Annotated in this window: 16 protein-coding genes and 2 pseudogenes; 4 read left to right on the top strand and 14 right to left on the bottom strand. The window is 61.5% G+C overall.

Going from position 1 to position 16,911, the window contains the following annotated elements; all coding sequences use genetic code 11:
• Position 1: 1 nt before the first annotated feature.
• From ACZ1HK_RS08225 to ACZ1HK_RS08290, 14 genes and pseudogenes are all read right to left on the bottom strand, one after another.
• A complete protein-coding gene (locus ACZ1HK_RS08225; protein ID WP_472628298.1) occupies positions 2 to 631 on the bottom strand; it encodes a pyridoxamine 5'-phosphate oxidase family protein in 630 nt (209 codons plus the stop codon).
• A pseudogene (locus ACZ1HK_RS08230) lies at positions 631 to 1,613 on the bottom strand (nuclear transport factor 2 family protein). Before ACZ1HK_RS08230 ends, ACZ1HK_RS08225 begins: the two are co-directional and overlap by 1 nt.
• A gap of 6 nt (positions 1,614 to 1,619) precedes the next feature.
• Entirely contained in the window at positions 1,620 to 2,633 is a 1,014-nt protein-coding gene (locus ACZ1HK_RS08235) for a LacI family DNA-binding transcriptional regulator (protein ID WP_472628299.1), read from the bottom strand.
• A complete protein-coding gene (locus ACZ1HK_RS08240; protein WP_472628300.1) occupies positions 2,633 to 3,388 on the bottom strand; it encodes an SDR family NAD(P)-dependent oxidoreductase in 756 nt (251 codons plus the stop codon). The genes ACZ1HK_RS08235 and ACZ1HK_RS08240 overlap by 1 nt, the downstream gene beginning before the upstream one ends.
• A gap of 89 nt (positions 3,389 to 3,477) precedes the next feature.
• On the bottom strand, positions 3,478 to 4,425 hold the full coding sequence (locus ACZ1HK_RS08245) for an ester cyclase (protein WP_472628301.1): 948 nt from the start codon (positions 4,423 to 4,425) through the stop codon (positions 3,478 to 3,480).
• 125 nt (positions 4,426 to 4,550) lie between these two features.
• Positions 4,551 to 5,876, bottom strand: coding sequence for a histidinol dehydrogenase (hisD, locus tag ACZ1HK_RS08250; protein WP_472628302.1), 1,326 nt, complete (start codon positions 5,874 to 5,876; stop codon positions 4,551 to 4,553).
• A gap of 105 nt (positions 5,877 to 5,981) precedes the next feature.
• Entirely contained in the window at positions 5,982 to 7,004 is a 1,023-nt protein-coding gene (locus ACZ1HK_RS08255) for an ABC transporter ATP-binding protein (RefSeq protein ID WP_472628303.1), read from the bottom strand.
• Position 7,005: 1 nt separating this feature from the next.
• Positions 7,006 to 8,289, bottom strand: a complete 1,284-nt coding sequence (locus ACZ1HK_RS08260; protein ID WP_472628304.1) for an MGH1-like glycoside hydrolase domain-containing protein — start codon at positions 8,287 to 8,289, stop codon at positions 7,006 to 7,008.
• A gap of 5 nt (positions 8,290 to 8,294) precedes the next feature.
• Complete coding sequence (locus tag ACZ1HK_RS08265) at positions 8,295 to 9,503, bottom strand: carbohydrate ABC transporter permease (RefSeq protein WP_472628305.1); 1,209 nt, start codon at positions 9,501 to 9,503, stop codon at positions 8,295 to 8,297.
• Position 9,504: 1 nt separating this feature from the next.
• Positions 9,505 to 10,638 carry an ABC transporter permease subunit gene (locus ACZ1HK_RS08270; RefSeq protein ID WP_472628306.1) on the bottom strand — a complete coding sequence of 378 codons (1,134 nt, stop codon included), beginning with the start codon at positions 10,636 to 10,638 and terminating at the stop codon, positions 9,505 to 9,507.
• Positions 10,639 to 10,843: 205 nt separating this feature from the next.
• Positions 10,844 to 12,146: pseudogene (locus tag ACZ1HK_RS08275) on the bottom strand (ABC transporter substrate-binding protein).
• 82 nt (positions 12,147 to 12,228) lie between these two features.
• Complete coding sequence (locus ACZ1HK_RS08280; RefSeq protein ID WP_472628307.1) at positions 12,229 to 13,317, bottom strand: LacI family DNA-binding transcriptional regulator; 1,089 nt, start codon at positions 13,315 to 13,317, stop codon at positions 12,229 to 12,231.
• A 105-nt stretch (positions 13,318 to 13,422) separates the two neighbouring features.
• Positions 13,423 to 14,394, bottom strand: coding sequence for an alpha/beta hydrolase (locus ACZ1HK_RS08285; RefSeq protein ID WP_472628308.1), 972 nt, complete (start codon positions 14,392 to 14,394; stop codon positions 13,423 to 13,425).
• Entirely contained in the window at positions 14,387 to 15,136 is a 750-nt protein-coding gene (locus ACZ1HK_RS08290) for an alpha/beta hydrolase (protein ID WP_472628309.1), read from the bottom strand. The genes ACZ1HK_RS08285 and ACZ1HK_RS08290 overlap by 8 nt, the downstream gene beginning before the upstream one ends.
• Positions 15,137 to 15,293: 157 nt before the next feature.
• Here ACZ1HK_RS08290 and ACZ1HK_RS08295 point away from each other — a divergent pair, with 157 nt between their 5' ends.
• The 4 genes from ACZ1HK_RS08295 to ACZ1HK_RS08310 are packed head-to-tail and all read left to right on the top strand — an operon-like array spanning position 15,294 to position 16,908.
• Positions 15,294 to 16,061 carry an ArsR/SmtB family transcription factor gene (locus tag ACZ1HK_RS08295; protein ID WP_472628310.1) on the top strand — a complete coding sequence of 256 codons (768 nt, stop codon included), beginning with the start codon at positions 15,294 to 15,296 and terminating at the stop codon, positions 16,059 to 16,061.
• A 3-nt stretch (positions 16,062 to 16,064) separates the two neighbouring features.
• Positions 16,065 to 16,514, top strand: coding sequence for an SRPBCC domain-containing protein (locus ACZ1HK_RS08300; RefSeq protein WP_472628311.1), 450 nt, complete (start codon positions 16,065 to 16,067; stop codon positions 16,512 to 16,514).
• Entirely contained in the window at positions 16,511 to 16,714 is a 204-nt protein-coding gene (locus ACZ1HK_RS08305; RefSeq protein ID WP_472628312.1) for a hypothetical protein, read from the top strand. Before ACZ1HK_RS08300 ends, ACZ1HK_RS08305 begins: the two co-directional genes overlap by 4 nt.
• Entirely contained in the window at positions 16,687 to 16,908 is a 222-nt protein-coding gene (locus ACZ1HK_RS08310; RefSeq protein ID WP_472628313.1) for an MAPEG family protein, read from the top strand. Before ACZ1HK_RS08305 ends, ACZ1HK_RS08310 begins: the two co-directional genes overlap by 28 nt.
• The last annotated feature ends 3 nt before the right edge of the window (positions 16,909 to 16,911 follow it).

A 16,911-nucleotide genomic window follows, 5' to 3' on the forward strand; every position in this document is an offset into this window, starting at 1 on the left:
GCTAGCCGTCGCCGCGCCAGGCCGGATCGACCCTATCCAGCCGTGCTTCCAAGGCCTGGATGTGATCGGTCAGCGGCTTGATCTTCGGCGCAATGGCGGCCTCGATCTCGGCCTCGGTCAGGCGGGGCGTGATGTATTTCGGGCAATTCCAATCCATCGCCGTCAGCGCGATTGTGACAAGCCGTTCGGCGGGCGCCGCCCCATCGGTAAAAAGCCGTTCGGCAAGGGCGGGATTATCCTCCGCCTCCTCCACCTTCATATGCCCAATCAGCTTCAGACGCGCGCGGCGCGGATAGTCCATCAACAGGAGGGAGACACGATCGTCGGCCTGTACATTTCCTTTTGAGATGAACTGTTTATTGCCTCTGTAGTCCGCGAAACCGATGCTCTCGGGCCCCAGGACCTTCAAGAATCCGACAGGCCCGCCCCGGTGCTGCACATAGGGCCATCCGGTCTCGGACACGGTTGCCAGGTAGAATGTATCCCGCGTCTCGATAAAGGCGCGGGCATCGGCATCCAAAGGGTCGCGAAGCCGGGTCTCGTATGTTGCCGCGTAGCGCGCGCCCATGCCCACCTTGTCCTGCTCGGCGCGGACATTTGGGGTGAACATGTGCTTTGCGTAGCTGTCCATCAGCCGCCCGCCAACAGGATCTGCTTCCAGACCGAGGTCTCATCAAACAGCGTATATTCCCGGCGCAATTGCGGCTCCGCCCCGCCAAGCTGGCCAAATTCCGCATGGGTGCAGCCAAGCACGTAGACCATCGCGCCGGTGGGTACACCAAACATGCCCCAGCCGTCATGCTTGCCCCAAAGGCTCCACCGCACGGCAGCGCGGGGGGCATATTGTCATCCTCCATGCCGATCTGATGGTCGATGCTGAACTCGGCATTCGGGAAACTCGCGCGCAGGCCCATCCAGAACCGGTCAGCCTCTGCCGTGCCATGGGCGGTGACATGGCCCGGATATTCCAGATGGCAGGCGCGGTCATAAACCTCTGGAATCGCGGCCATATCCGCGCCCATGATACGCGTCAGCGTCTCGGCCAGCTTTGCGCCCCAAGGGTTGTCATTACCCCGCCCCTTATACGGGCCCGCCATGTCATTTTCCGGTGTCAAAGGCCGCACGCAAGCATCGCGCCCGCCTTCGCGTTCGATCAGATCGGCGGCATAGGCTTTCGGCTCCCAGCCCAACTGCTTCACGATGGCCGTCTGGTCGCGGATCAGCCATTCATCGTCGATCGCGTTGTTCTTCGCATGGCAATCGGCAAGGATCCGGTACTGAAGCTTCTTGCCCGTGGCCGCGCCGTAGACGCCATTGCCCCCATGGGTCGCCTGGCTGATGATGCGATGCGAGGACAGCATCCCCGCCTCCGGCGTTCCGGACCAGATCACGTCTTCCCCCAGCAAAACACGGTCCGGGAATTCCGCCAGCGTTGCCATGGTCGCGGCGATAACCCCCTGATTGCCAACAACAATGGAAGCCGGTGAACGCACAACAATGTCTGGGGCGTAATACTGGTGCAAGGTCGCGATTCCGCGATCCTCCCAGATCTCCTTGGTGATCCCGATGATGTAATCGGGGAAGTCGCGGAACTTGTTCGAAAAGCCGATCATGGGCCCTTATCCTTCGGAGGTGCGGGCAGAGCCGCGCACAATCAGCTCTCCCTGGATTTCAGTCACGGTGCCCGGAGGGCGCGCCTGTTCGATTTCATTGAGAAGCGTATCAACCGTTGCCTCAACCATGCGGTTCACAGGTTGGCGCAGCGTCGTCAGATCATAGGCGGGCCAGGCTGCCATTGGAACGTCGTCATAGCCCACGACGCTGACATCGCCCGGCACATCAAGGCCCATCTCAAACCTCAGCATGTCCAAAACGCCAAGCGCCATATGGTCATTGCCTACGAAAATCGCGTCGGGTGGTTCACTTTCCAGCATCATGGCGCGTGCGGCCTCTGCGGCCTTTTCGCGCCTGAACCGCGCATCGTATTCCGAATGAAGGGTCAATCCCGCCGCCTCTAGGGCCTGTACAAACCCGTCCCGACGCTCCTTCCCGGTCGAGGCCCCCAACCAGCCCGAGATATGGGCGATCCGACGATGCCCGCTTGCCACAAGAAAGTCCGCCACATGGGCTGCACCGATCTTGTTGGCCGAGGTCACAGCACTAAGCCCTGAACCTTCGATCCCGCGGTTGAACAGCATCACCGGAATGCCCGCGGCGCGGCAGCGATCCGTCAATTCGCCCGACAGATTGATCGACGCGGTGATGATCCCATCGACCTGGTAATCCATAAGATCGTCAATCACACTTTCCACATCGCTGTCGCTGTTTCCGGCAAGAAAAACAAGGATATGGTAGCCCCGCGCCTGCAAAGCAGCGCTCAGCTTTTCGAGGGCATCGGGATAGAACGGATTGTCGAGATAGGCGACGACCAACCCGATGATCCGCGACCGTCCCGTGATCAGCGATCGGGCCAGTACATTGGGCCGGTAGCCCAGATCATCGGCTGCTTTGCGCACACGGTCGGCCATTTTTTTCGACACGGACGCACCGGGCGTGAACACCCGACTGACCGCCGATTGGCTGACGCCCGCATGTCTGGCCACATCCACGGATGTTATCTTGCGATCCGCCATCAGCCCGCCGTCCACCCGCCATCCACAAGGATCGACGTACCCGTCACCATGGCAGATGCATCGGAGGCCAGGAACAGAACCGCCCCCATCAGATCTTCGACCTCTGCAATGCGCGGCAATTTGATCTTGCTTTCAATCCAGGCGCGCTTTTCGGGGTCGGCAAAGGTCGGCGCGGTCAACTCCGTGCGCACAAAGGTCGGGCAAATGGTGTTCACACGGATGTTGCGCGGGCCCCATTCGATGGCCATGGATTTCGTCATCCCTTCGACCGCGTGCTTGGTTCCGCAATAGACCGCGCGATCCTGCCCGCCGACATGGCCCATCTGGCTTGAGATCTGGATGATCGAACCACCGTTCTCCATCCCGCGCGCCGCGTACTGCGCCATGAAGTAGGCCGCTCGGACATTGATATTGGTGACCGCATCAAAGTCGGCTGGGTCCGTTTCCAGCGCCGCAGAATGCCGCGCCAGCCCGGCGGAATTGCACAGAATGTCGAGTGGGCCAAGGGCCGCAATAGCGGCTTCCATCGCGGGCAGGTCCGTGACATCCAGCGCGATCCCGTCCGCCAGATACCCCGCATCGCGCAGGGCTTGCGCCGCCGCTTCGACCTGTTCGGCATTTCGCGCAGCAAGCGTCACATGGGCGCCGGCCTGCGCCAATGCGGCCGCACATCCAAGGCCAATCCCCCGCGATCCACCCGGTACAAAAGCGTGTTTTCCAGCCAAGGAGAAGGACGGTGTCTGGGGGATGTTCATGCCTTGGATATCCTACTGAAAGTACGAAAAGGTCAATAATGTTCCCAGAAAATGGGGATAAGTCTGTGAGTAAATACAGTTTAACACAATCACTTTGCCAACTCCCGCATGCGTGCCAGCACATCCACACCCAGTTGCGCATAGACATGCAACAGATCCACCAGCACCCAATTCTCCGCGATCTTGCCCTCTTCGATACGCCAGAAATCAAGGCTGCGCATCTCAAGTTTTTGACCCGCCCCAGGAAGGCCAAGCCAAGTCCCGCCTGTCAGGGTGACATCCATGCCAGGCCATCCGGTAAAGCCCACATAGCTGCCCTCGGCAAACAGGTGCCCCTCATCCATCCGGGCGGAGCGGTCCGGCATCCCGCCCAGAAACGGCGCCTGATGATGCGCGCGAAAGCCGTCGATCCCCCGCGCCGTGCCAATGCCGGATGGGCCGTACCAGGACATGTGTTCATGCCAAAATTGCGCCATCGTCGCGCGCGGTGTGCCCGAAGGGTCATTTCCCAGACCGTTCAACATGTCGCTGACAACCTTCAGCGCATCTGCCCCATCGCCCGCCACGCGCAACCCATCCTGGGTTGCAGGCCCCGGCACATGGAATTCGCGCCCCAGCGACGGCGACAAGGGCCAAACGCCCGCCTGCATCATCAACTCAGGCAGATCCCAAAGGGATTGCATTTCGACCACCTGGCCCTCTTCGACGCGGAAGAAGTCATGGAACCGCATCACTGCCATCCGGCGCGTGGGCGGTATTTCGAGGAACGGCGCTGCAAACAGCCCGCACCAATACCCTCCGTGCCCGACCCAAAGCTGGCCCTTGCCGTCGTGCCCAGCCATTTGGATGGTCACACGCCGCTCCAGATCCGGAAACGCCGCGCCAAGATCATCCAGCACCGCTCCATAGCCCGCCAGATCCATCGTCTCGAAAGGATGCGCCAAATGAACCGGGCAAGCCGCACCAGCCACGCCCTCCAGCCGCCCGGTCGCGCGGACACCCCTCAAAAGCTCTTTCGCCTGCCGTTCTGCGCTCATCTTTGTTCCCAAAATATGCCGGGGAGTCCGAAGGACGGGGGCAGCGCCCCCATACGGGACGGCGGGAGGGGCGAGGTAAGCGATCTTTTGCACCGCAAAAGACGCGCACCAGCGTCTCCCCGTCCCTACTCAGCCGCATCCCGATAAGGCGCGCCCTCGCCGTAAGGTACGTTTAACCCGCCGTAACGCCGGACCCGCACATTGCATTGCTCGGCATGGCCCACAAAGCCCTCCAACATGCAAAGGCGTGAGCCGTATTCACCCACCAGCGTCGCCGCCTCATCCGTGACAACCCGTTGATAAGAGTGGGTTTTGATGAATTTTCCAACCCAAAGACCGCCCGTGTAGCGCCCGGCCTTTTTGGTCGGCAGCGTGTGGTTCGTCCCGATCACCTTGTCGCCATTGGCCACGTTGGTGCGTGGCCCGAGGAACAGCGCACCGTAATTGGTCATGTTGTCCAGGAACCAGTTATCGCGATCCGTCATGACCTGAATATGCTCGGACGCGATGTCCTCCGAGACTTCCAGCATTTCCTCATAGCTGTCGCACAGGATGATCTCGCCATATTCCTCCCAAGACACCCGCGCGGTCTCGGCCGTCGGCAGGATGCCGAGGATCCGTTCAATCTCGGCCATCGTGTCCTCGGCCAGTTTGCGCGAATTGGTGATCAGAACAGCGGGCGAGTTATAGCCATGTTCTGCCTGACCCAGTAGATCGGTGGCGCACATCTCCCCGTCCACGGTCTCATCTGCAATCACGCAAGTTTCGGTCGGGCCCGCGAACAAGTCGATGCCCACACGCCCGAACAATTGCCGCTTGGCCTCCGCCACAAAGGCGTTGCCCGGGCCAACCAGCATATCGACCGGCTTGATGGTTTCGGTGCCAATCGCCATCGCACCCACGGCCTGCACGCCACCCAGCACCAGAATTTCGTCCGCGCCACCTTCGTGCATCGCCGCCACAATCGCCGGATGCGGCCTGCCATTTACCGGCGGGGCCGAGGCAACAACGCGCTTCACACCTGCGACCTTCGCGGTCAGCACCGACATGTGCGCAGAGGCCACCATCGGAAACTTGCCGCCAGGTACGTAGCAACCCACTGAATTAACTGGAATATTCTTGTGTCCTAGGATCACGCCTGGGATCGTCTCAACCTCGATATCTGTCATCGACGCGCGCTGCGCCTCCGCAAAGCGGCGGATTTGCGATTGCGCGAAGCGGATGTCGTCCATCTCGCGGGTCGTGACTTGGCTCATGGCGGCTTCGATCTCGGACGCAGTCAGGCGGAACGCCTCAGGCTCATAGCCGTCGAACTTCGCGGACAGGTCCTTGACCGCCGCATCACCCCGCGTCTCGATATCGCCAAGGATGCCCTCGACAATGCCACGCACCTTTGCATCATCTTCGGCACGTTCTTCGGCGGGTTTGCCGCGCTTGAGATATTCGGCCATCTCTTCCCTCCAGATTCCTCGTCCGCGGGAAGGATACAGCGCGACTGCCCTGCTTCAAGTGGAATTTGCATACGTTTGCAAAATGCCGCGCCGCGGCACGCCGGATTAGCGGATCGCGAGGCCTGCGCCATCGAAGAAATGCCGCTTCTCCTCAGGAAAGGTCAGGCCCACGGCGTCGCCGGGTCTGAGCGTGCTTTCCCCGTCCGTGCGCACCGTCAATTTACCCGCAGCTCCGCAATCCACGATCAGGAAGATGTCCGCGCCCAGATATTCGGCCACATCAACCGTCCCGTCCAACGCGCCTTCTCCTTTGGCACCGATCCCGATCGCCTCGGGCCGCACCCCAAGATGCGCGGCATTGCCCGGCGCACCGTCCAGTCGCAGCCCGTCACACGGCAAGTCGATCACGTTCATTTTGGGCGAGCCGATGAACTGCGCCACAAACAGATTGTCGGGATGGTCATAGAGTGTCTTGGGGGAGCCCACTTGCTCGATCCGGCCAGCGCTCAGCACCACAATCCGGTCCGCCAGCGTCATCGCCTCCACCTGATCGTGGGTCACGTAGACCATGCTCGCCTTCAGCTGCTGGTGCAGCTTCGCGATCTCATACCGCATCTCGACCCGCAGGGCGGCATCAAGGTTCGACAAGGGCTCGTCAAACAGGAAAGCTGTTGGGTCGCGCACGATGGACCGCCCGATGGCCACCCGCTGGCGCTGACCGCCCGACAGGTCTTTGGGTCGCCGCTCCAGATACTCCTCCAGGCGCAGCGCCCGCGCCGCCTCAGCCACCTTTTCCTGCTGCTCGGCTTTCGACGCGCCCGCTGTCTTCAGCGAAAAACCCATATTCTCGGCCACCGACATGTGTGGGTAGAGCGCATAGCTCTGGAACACCATCGCCAGACCGCGCTTTGACGGCGGCTCGGCCGTTGCATCGCGCCCGTCAATCATCACCTGACCGCGCGACGTCTCTTCCAGCCCCGCGATCATCCGCAGAAGCGTGGATTTTCCGCACCCAGACGGCCCCACGAAGATGATGAATTCGCCATCTTCAACAACAAGGTCCACGCCTTTGATGACCTGCACCTCGCCGTACCATTTCTCAACGGCCTTAAGTTCAATCGCGCCCATGTCAGTTCTCCTGCGCAGAGGGTGAGGCCCAGGCGAGCCACACCGCAGCGGTCCAAGTGAAAGTCCCGCCGCCAGCTGGCGTGCCATCAACCGGCGAGAAGTATTCGGCAAAACCGCGTTCCGCGATCAGCCGGGCCGTGTCGCGACGGATACGGTCGGCCTGCGCGCCAAGCCCCGCCTCCGCCATGCCTTTCGCGGCCATGTAGTTCATGATTGCCCAGACCGGTCCGCGCCAGTACCGCAGATGGTCAAATGCCGGGCCTGCGGGATCATAGCTGGGGACCCCGTAATTCGACCGCGCGAGGACCTGGTCCAGCGTATGACGCGCCTCTTCACGGTCGAGCCCGGCCCACCAGCACAAAGCACCTGCATTGCTGACTGAGCCCGAGAAATTGCCGGTCCGCAGGTTGCGGCCCTCATAGCTCTGCGTCTCGGGATTCCAGAGGGTTTCTACCCCGGCCTCCAGCGTTGCAATCCAGCCGTCGATTTCCGCGCGCGGCTCAGCCAGCGCATCCGCCGCTTGCGCCAGATCGCGCAGCGACCGCAGGCAGGTGAAGGTCATCGTCGGATCAGCCACGCGAAACGGGCTTTCGGCAGCGATTTTGGCGTCATCCCAATCGCGATCCCGTCCGAATTGCACCAACCAGATATAGCGGTCGTAATCGGCCTGCGTGGGGCGCATCTTGGCATCCACATGGCCCGTGTCGCGGCGCGTATAGGCGCCGACTCCAACCGGATCGATCCCGGCCATCGCCTCATCCCAATCGGGCGCATTGTCGCGCCCCGCTTCCCACGGATGGGTGATGCACACCGCCCCGCTTTCGGCACGCGCCTCCATGATCCATCGGTGAAAGGCCACCATCTTGGGATACAGCGCCCGCAGGCGCGCCTCGCCCAATTCTGGATCGCTCTCGTAAACCTTCCAGGCCAAAGATGCGGCCACCGGTGGCTGGCTGACGCCCGAGGATTTGAGACGTTGCGCCCCCCGGCCCACGGCATTCGACGTGGACCAGACATCGGGGCCGGGGAAATAGCCATCATCGTCCACATGGAAGATGATATGCGGCACCATCCCGTTGTCCCATTGGGCCGAGAACAGGGTTTCCAGCTCGACCCACGCACGGTCCGTGTCGAAGGTGGCAAAGCCAATCGCCGCAAAGGCGCTGTCCCAGTTCCATTGGTAGGGATAGAGCCCCGCGGTCGGCACCGTATACCCGCCCTTGTCGTTCAGGCGCAGGATGCGGCGGGCCTCTTCGTCGAGCGGTCCGGTATTCAAGTCGGTCATATCCTTCATCCTTTGACACTCCCCGCCGTCAGGCCCTTGGTCATGAATTTCTCCAGCCCCAGGAACAGCACCATCACCGGCACGGTTGCGATCACCGCACCTGCCATCAGATGCTGACGCGGAATTTCCGAGGAGTTCAGCGAGGCGATCCCCCGCGTCAGCGTGAAGATCTGCGGATCATCCAGCAGCATGAAGGCCAGCAGGAATTCGTTCCAAGCGATCATGAAAACGTAGAGGCTGACCGACACCATCGCAGGCAGGCTCAGCGGTAGCGTGATCTTCCAGATCACCTGAAGCCGGTTCAGGCCATCCATAAGGCCCGCCTCCTCCACTTCCGCGGGAAGACCGCGGAAATAGCCCTGCAGCATATAAAGGGCGACTGGAATGGTGGTGACCGGATAGATCATCACGATGCCCACGATCGTGTTCCGCAACCCCGTCTGGGAGAAGACGATATAGATCGGCAGCGCCAGAACGATCATCGGCACCATGTAGATCAGCAGGATCGAGCGGCTGAGGCTCTTCTGTCCCTTGAAGCGCAGCCGCGCGACGGCGTAGGCGCCTGGCACACTAAAAAGGAGCGTAACTAAGACCGTGATCACAGAGATGTAGAAGCTCGTCCACATGTACCGGCCAAAATTGAAGTCGCGGAACAGCTCGTCGTAGCTGCGGAACAGGTCCCAGCCCCGGCTCAGGTCGATGGAATAGTCCAGCGGGTTCGCGATCAACTCGCCCTGGGTTTTCATCGACGTCAGCACCATCACGTAGAATGGGATGAACACCGCCGCCGTGAAGAAGATGAAGCCGAACCCTGTCAGAAAGCGGATCACTGCCTCTTCCCATTCATGCCGCGTCATCGCGCCGGACGGCGCGTCACGCAGGATCGTGGCGAGCGACAATCCCATGGCCAGGCCGAAGAACGCAGACATCGACAGATGCGCGCCAAAGCCAAGCGTGTCGCCGACATGAACCGGAGAAAGCGGTGTGTAGCTCAGCGCCAGCGCTAAAGCCGCGCCCCCTGCCGACAGCACCCAGCCTGAGCGCATATGGAACGCAGCCGCGCCCATGCCAGCCCCCAGGATCAGGCAACCAAACAAGCCCGGCCGAAACGCCTCCCCGGTTGAGAAGCTGAGGATCACGGCCACCGTGGTGGCCACAATGAAGGCCCACAGAAGGCCCAGCACCGGGCCTGTCACATATCCCTGACGTACCATCTTACAGGCCCTCCTCTTTCGACATGAATTTGAAGAACGCCCATGAGAAGCACAGCAGGCAGCACAGGATCACCACGGCCACCGCAGCTCCTGCACCGATATTCGACACCGCAAAGGCCTGCTCATACACGTTCACTGTTAGCGTCCGCGTCCCCGCATTCCCGCCCGTCAGCAGGAAGATGTCGTCGAATTTGTTGAACGTCCAAATGAAGCGCAGCAGGAACAGGACCGACAGGATGCCCATCAGCATCGGCAAACTGAGGTAGCGGAACTTCTGGAACGGCGTCGCCCCGTCCACATCCGCAGCCTCATACATGTCGGTATCAATCGACTGCATCCGCGCCAGGATGAAAAGGAACGACAGTGGGAAGTACCGCCAGATCTCGAACACCGTCACCATGATCAGCGCGTTGGGACGAACACCGAAGAAATTGATCGGAGAGTCGACCACCCCCATCTGCACGAGAAGCGCGTTGATCGAGCCAGAGGTCGGGTCAAACAGGATCACCCAGGAAAACGCCACCGCTATCACCGGTGCGACGTAGGGAAACAGGTAGAGGCCCCGCAACACGCCTTGGCCTGCGAAACTCTTATTGAGCAACAGCGCTGCGAAAAGGCCCACGACCAGCGCACCGATGGTGCCCACGATCGTGTAGAACAAGGTCGCAAAAATCACCGACCAGAATTCGCGCGCGTTGAAGATGTCGGTGAAATTCTCCAAGGTGAATTCGCCGCTGGTCAGAACGTTGGTCGCATCACCGGTGATCTCAACCGGTGTGTCGTCCTCAATCGCGTCCTCAAGGCTCGCGTCGAACGTCGCTGGTATCTCAAGCGTTACACGCTCGCCCGCTGGCAATTCATCGAAGCGACAGGTCAGTGCCGCACCATCCACCTCGCAGGCCTCGGGCAATTCGGTCAGCGCCACACCGTCTGGCAGCACGTCTGTCAGCACGACGTTCCCAATCGGATCATCTTGGCTTGGATTTCGGATGCGATAGCGGATCAATTGATCTGGATCGCCCACATTGCGTACATCTTCGCGCGCCACAGGCGCGGCGGGGCGCAGATCGGCAAGCCCCACGGGCTTGAATGAAATCCAGATGATCGCCAACAGCGGCAGCAATACCACCAGCATCACGGCGGTCAGCGTCGGTAGAAGCAGGCCCCAGGCCAGTCGCGCTTCGCGCTTTGCGAGGGGGCCGGTGCCCTTGGGGGAGTGGCTGTGTCAGTCATGGGGCGCGTGCTCCCGATGGATACAAGGGGGTGTCCGGAGGCCAAAGCATGGCCCCCGAGCAGTATGATCGGGCGAGGCCGCAGCCCCGCCCAAACGGTTTGAAGTGTTACTCGATCGCGCCGAGTTCTTCGTTCATCAGCTCAACCGTTTCTTCGGCCGAGCGCACGCCGTCCACATATTCGCGGACCAGGCGGTTGATGATCTGACTGTTGATGATGCGGCTCGATAGGGCCAGCTGGCCTTCAGCCACACCCCAACGCTGCGCCACATCCAGGCCGCCGACGATCTCGTCGATCATCGACTGCTCGTAAAGCTCACCCAACGGCGCGCGGCGATCCACGCCCACATCCAGTGCGGCCCAGGCTTCGACGAACTGCGTCGGGTTCTCTTCCGTACCGCGACGGATCGGGAACTTGCCCTCCGGCGCAATGGCGAGCGTCGCGGTGTAGCCGTCGTTCATCGAGTATTCGACAAACGCCATGGCCGCATCGGTCTCCGCATCTGCGGTGATGCCGAAGTAACGAACGTCACCCCAGGCTGCCCCATCCGGGTTCGACGGGCCGGAGAAGTTGGTCACGATGCCCGTGGCTGCCGCCAGATCACGGCTGGTCGGATCATCGTTGATCGTGGGCGGGGCGCTGTCACGCAGACCGGCCAGTTCATCCAGGATGAAGGGCGACCAGATGATCATCGCCGCATTGCCCGAGAAATAGAGCGTGCGGGACTGATCCCAGTAAAGCTCACCCTCGAGGCTGAAGCCTCAACGATGCCGCGATAGAATTCCAGCACCTCAACGGTTGCTGCTTCATCGAAGCCCGAGAAGCCATTCTGCGTCTACCGGCGATGCACCGTTCGCGAGGAAGACGTGCTCCAGCACCTGAGACATGAAGTTTTCATCGACCTTCGTGGGTGCGACGAAACCGTACATCTCTGGCGGGTTGTGCAGCGCTTCCACGGCGGCCATGCACGTTGGCGTAGCTGTTGGGCGGCTCAAGGCCCGCTTCCGCGAACAGGTCCGCACGGTAGACCAGCATCTGGGTCCAGCCATCGACCGGCACCGCGGCATAGCCGCCATCGACCGCCGCCATTTCCAGCGCGCCCGAGGCAAAAGTGCCCGCGCCGAGATTCTCGATCACGTCCGAGGCCGCGTCGCTGTCCAGGATGCCCGCCTCATACCACGGCAGCGCATATTGCAGCGTGTGGTAGATCACGTCGGGCAGATCGCCCGCCGCGAAGGCCGCAGTCGCGCGCGTGCCCAGATCACTTTCCGTGACTGGGATTACTTCCACTTCTATGCCGGTCTCTTCCGTGAAGGCCGCGGCCATCGCTTCCTGGCGCTCCAGACGCTCAGGCTGTTCTTCGGTGGTCCAGAACCGGATCGAGTCCTGCGCTGCCGCGACGCTGGCCATCGCCAGCCCCGAGACCGCTGCCAGAAGCGCGATGCGTCCTGTGGTTTTGAGATTGGTCATGCCTTTCCTCCCTTTGGTTTTATCAGGCGTTCAGCTTCGCCCGGGTCGTTTGATCCGGGTCGAAATCAGGTAAAAGATCAGATTGCCGCGCAATCAGATGCGCTGGTGCAAGTTCTCTCAGATGGGTCAGGTCGATGCCGCGAATGCGCGCAATCAACAGCCGTGCAAGGCGTTGGCCGGCGGCTTTGTTGTCGACCGAGAAGGTGGTCAGTGGCGGGTTGGCAACGGCGGAATCCGGGATGCCGTCATAGGCGATAACGGCAAGGTCACGGCCGACTTGCCGTCCCATGCCGTCCGCCGCGCGGTAAAGACCCAGTGCTGCCAGATCAAGCGCGCAGACCACCGCCGTCGGTGGCGCATCAGCGGACAGAATGCGACGACCAGCCGCCTCACCGGCGGGAATATCCAGTACCCCTTCCGCCATCGTCGCAGGGTCGGCTTCCAATCCGGCCTCGGCCATGCCCGCCAGGAAGCCGTCATGGCGCAGATGCGCATAGGTGTAATCGCGCGATCCGTTGATGAACCCGATGCGCTTGTGTCCAAAGCCCGCCAGCCGCAACACGGCCAGCCGCATCGCATCCTCACCTGAGATGTCGTACCAAGCGCATCCTTCCGGATCGCCGGTGCGCCCATACAGGATAAACGGCACCTCACGGGCCTTGCACAATGCCACACGCGGGTCGTCGTACATCGCACGCGGCAGGATGAAGCCATCTGCCTTCCGCTCGTCGATCAGCCGCCCCATGGAGGTCACTTCATCCTCGACCCCCGTCGCGGTTGAGACGGTCAGCGTCCAGCTTTCTTCCGAGGCCGCGCGACTGATCCCATCGAGGAAATCGGTCAGGAACGGGCGGTGCAGATCGGCGTTACCGGTATTCAAAACCAACCCAAGCGAACGAACGCGCCCGGTGCGGATCGCCTGCGCCTGCGCCAGCGGGCGATAGCCCATCCGCTCGGCCGTGCGGGTCACACGCGCTCGGGTGGATTCAGCGATATCCGGGTAGCCGTTCAGAGCGCGGCTGACGGTTCCTTTTGCCAATCCCAACGCCTCGGCCAGATCATTGATCGTGACCCGTTGCGTCGTTCCATTTGATGCGCCGTTCGGTTGCATCGAATTCCTCCCAGAATCTCAAAATCGGGACCGAAACCGGTTTCGGCAACGAAAAATCGCAATCGAAACCGGTTTTGGACGCTGCAGCGCAGCAATCGGAAGCGGTTAGTTGAGGGTCTCTCGCAGCCAGTTTGTGATATCTTCGACGGCGCGGTCGGTCATTGCAGGACTTAAGATTTCACCTGCAATTACATGGTGAAATGGGTCTCCGCCCTCCTCCGGAACGGCGACTGGAATGACCGTGGACTCCCCGCCCCACCCCTCGGCAAAGTCGCGCGCCGCGTGCGCAGAAATCACCTGATCGGTATCGGCGAACATGAACAATGCGGGGATCGAAACGCCGGAATAATCCCGCGCGCGCGTCTCTCGCAGCAGCGTGCCCATCGAAACCGTGGCCACCGTCGGGTACTGAGTCGTCCAGTACGTTCCGTGCCCCTCGTTGATCGGCTCAAAGCTGCGCTCGGGCCCCGCAATCCACGGCACCCAGACCCGCGCGCCGAACATCTCCAAAAGCGGCCCCGCCGGATTCGCCACCTCGATATTGGGTGAGATCATCACAACGGCCTCAACCGCCTCGGCATGCTCCGGCTCCGCCAGAACGTAGGCCGCCAGCGTTGCGCCCGTGGAAGTGCCCATGACCACAACCTCGTCACCCACCGCGCGTGCGATCTGAAGGAACAGTTCCGCATCCGCGACCCAATCGCCTGCCCGCGCCTCGCCCAGTGCGGCACCGCTGCGCCCATGGCCGGTTAATCGTGCAAAGACCAGGTTAGCGCCAAATTGCTCGGCTACGCGGTCAGGGACGGGGCGGATTTCCTCGGACGTCGCCGAGAAGCCGTGCAGGTAAAGCAAAACCGTTTCTGTCCGCGCGCCTTCCTCTCCGGCCCAGACAATCCGCGCCTCAGTCCCAGGCGTGATGTCATCTGCATTTTCGCGCGCCGCCAGATAACCCACCGGGTCGCTGAATTGTGCGGGCGCTTCCCGCTGGATCTGCTCTCCCGGCATGAAGATCACTACGGCCAGCACCACGCCAACCAGGATCAGGATCCGCCCCAACCACTTCCCCATTTTACGCATGGATCAAAACCTCTTCGACCGAGCGCGTGATCGTATCGAGGCACTCGGGGGTTGAGAACCGATGATCCGCATCCTTGATCAGCTCGAGGTGAATGTCGTCCCCCTCCACATGGTCCAGCAGTCGCAAGGCAACCTCCGTGGGCACGTCCATGTCAGCGGTGCCTTGCAGCATCCGCACTGGCACATCGACGCGCAGCTGGTCGCGCAGGACGAAGTGATTGCGCCCATCTTCTATAAGTTTGCGCGTGATCACCATCGCATCCCCGTATTCCGAAGGCAGCGCAATCTCGCCCTCCTCCATCACGGTCTTGCGCTCTTCCTCCGTCCAGACGTCCCAATACCCATCCTCGGTAAAGTCCGGCGCTGCCGCGATCGTCACGATCCCCGCCAGTTTCTCGGGCATGCGTTGCGCCAGCAAAAGCGCCTGCCAGCCCCCCATGGATGAGCCCACCACAACCACCTTGCCCTCGGTCAGTCCCTCAAGCGCCGCGACCGTGTCCTCGTGCCATTCGCCAATGCAGCCTTCGGTGAAGTCGCCCGAGCTTTCGCCATGCCCGGAATAATCGAATCGTAGGAATTCACGGCCTGATCTGCGCGCCCAGGCCTCCAGATGCACCGCCTTCGTGCCGGTCATATCCGAGCGTAAACCGCCCAAAAACACCACCGCCGGCATGCGCCCTGAAAATTTGTGATAGGCCAGCGTGCGCCCCTGAGGCGTCTCCAGAAACTGCGTATCACCCATTTACCTGCCCCTTATTTCACTGGCCTTTCGTTGCTCGGCACCCTGCCCCGCCGCGTCCGCCATCGCAACACGATCCCCGCGTCATGGGCGGAGGCTCGCGCAAATTCTATACGTGACCATCTTGTCACGTAACTAAATAGTCACATATAATCACCCCATGGATGCAATCTTCAAAGCCCTGGGCGACCCCGCCCGCCGTGCGATCCTCGACAGCCTTCGGGCGCACGACGGTCAGACCCTTACCGATCTCGAAGAGCAGTTCGAGATGACGCGCTTCGGCGTGATGAAACACCTCAACGTGCTGGAAGACGCCTCCCTCATCGTCACGACCAAGAAGGGCCGGTTCAAATACCACTACCTCAACGCCCTGCCCCTGCAGGAAGCGATTGATCGCTGGATCGAGCCACTACTGGCCAAGCCCGCCGCCCGCGCCGTGATTGACCTCAAAACCAAGCTGGAGACTGCTCCGATGTTAGATGCCACTGAGACCCCCGACTTCGTCCACCAAACCCTCATCCAATGCTCCGCCGCCGCCCTTTGGGATGCCCTCATCAACGGTGAGGCCACCCCGCACTACTATTTCGACACGGTGCTGGAGGGAGAGGCCAAGCCCGGCGAGACGCTTACCTACCGCGCCCCTGACGGGTCCGAGATGCTCACCTGCGATGTCATCGCCTCCGACCCGCCCAAACGGCTCGAGATGACGTTCACCCCGCATTTCATGGGACCAGACGTGCCAACCACACGCCATGTCTATGTCGTCGATGAGATGCCCGGCGCCTGCCGCCTGACGATCGAGCACTACGACCTCCCGCCCGAACTGGAAGGCATCCGCAACGGCTGGGTCCTGATCGCCTCGCGCCTGAAAACGTGGTTGGAGACCGGCACCGCAATGCCGGTCACACCCGAAATGATGGGGCGCTGATCCATGTCCGCAAAACCCGATTTCATGATGCAGACCTTTATCGAGTGCAGCCACGACGCGCTCTGGGACGCGCTCCGCGAACCAGAGGTGATCTCGGAATACCATTTCCTGTCACCCAAGATCACGCTTACCGATGGCGTCTATACCTACGAGACCCCAGATGGCGGCACCATGATGCTGGCCCGCACGTTGGTCGAAGACCCGAAATCGCGCATTGAACACACGTTCGAGCCGCATTGGGCCCCCGACATCCCGCCGTCTCGCTCTGTTTTCCTGCTGACGCCCGAGGCGCAACACATGAAACTCGTGATCGAACATTACGACCTGCACTTCCCGGTGGTCCCCGGCGAAGGTGTCGCCGACGGTTGGGAGCGGTGGGCCGCAGGCCTGAAAACCTTCCTCGAGACCGGCGAGGCGCCCGCGATTCAATCAGCAGGGAGAACTTGCCGATGACCCCAGAACTCTTCTGGCTGACCATGACGGCCCTTCTCGCCGCCTCCATGTGGATCCCCTACATCATCGGCGTGAACACAACGCCCGTAGCCATGCCCTCGGAAAATCGTCCGCCGGACCCATCTGGCACAGTCCCTGGGTCCACCGCGCCTGGCGCGCGCACCTCAACCTGTTGGAGCAGTTCCTGCCCTTCGCCGTGATCGTCCTGATCGCCCATCTCGCGGGCGTCTCCACTCCGGTGACTGCCACCGCCGCCATGGCCTTCTTCGCCATCCGCGTGGTCCATGCAGTCTGGATGATCTCGGGCCTGCCTGTCTTGCCGGTCCGCCCGATCCTCTTCACCCTCGGTTGGATCGCCATCTGCGTCATCGGCGGCGCCGTGCTTTTCGCCTAAGCA

The organism is Gymnodinialimonas sp. JB5-7 (genome assembly GCF_055693405.1).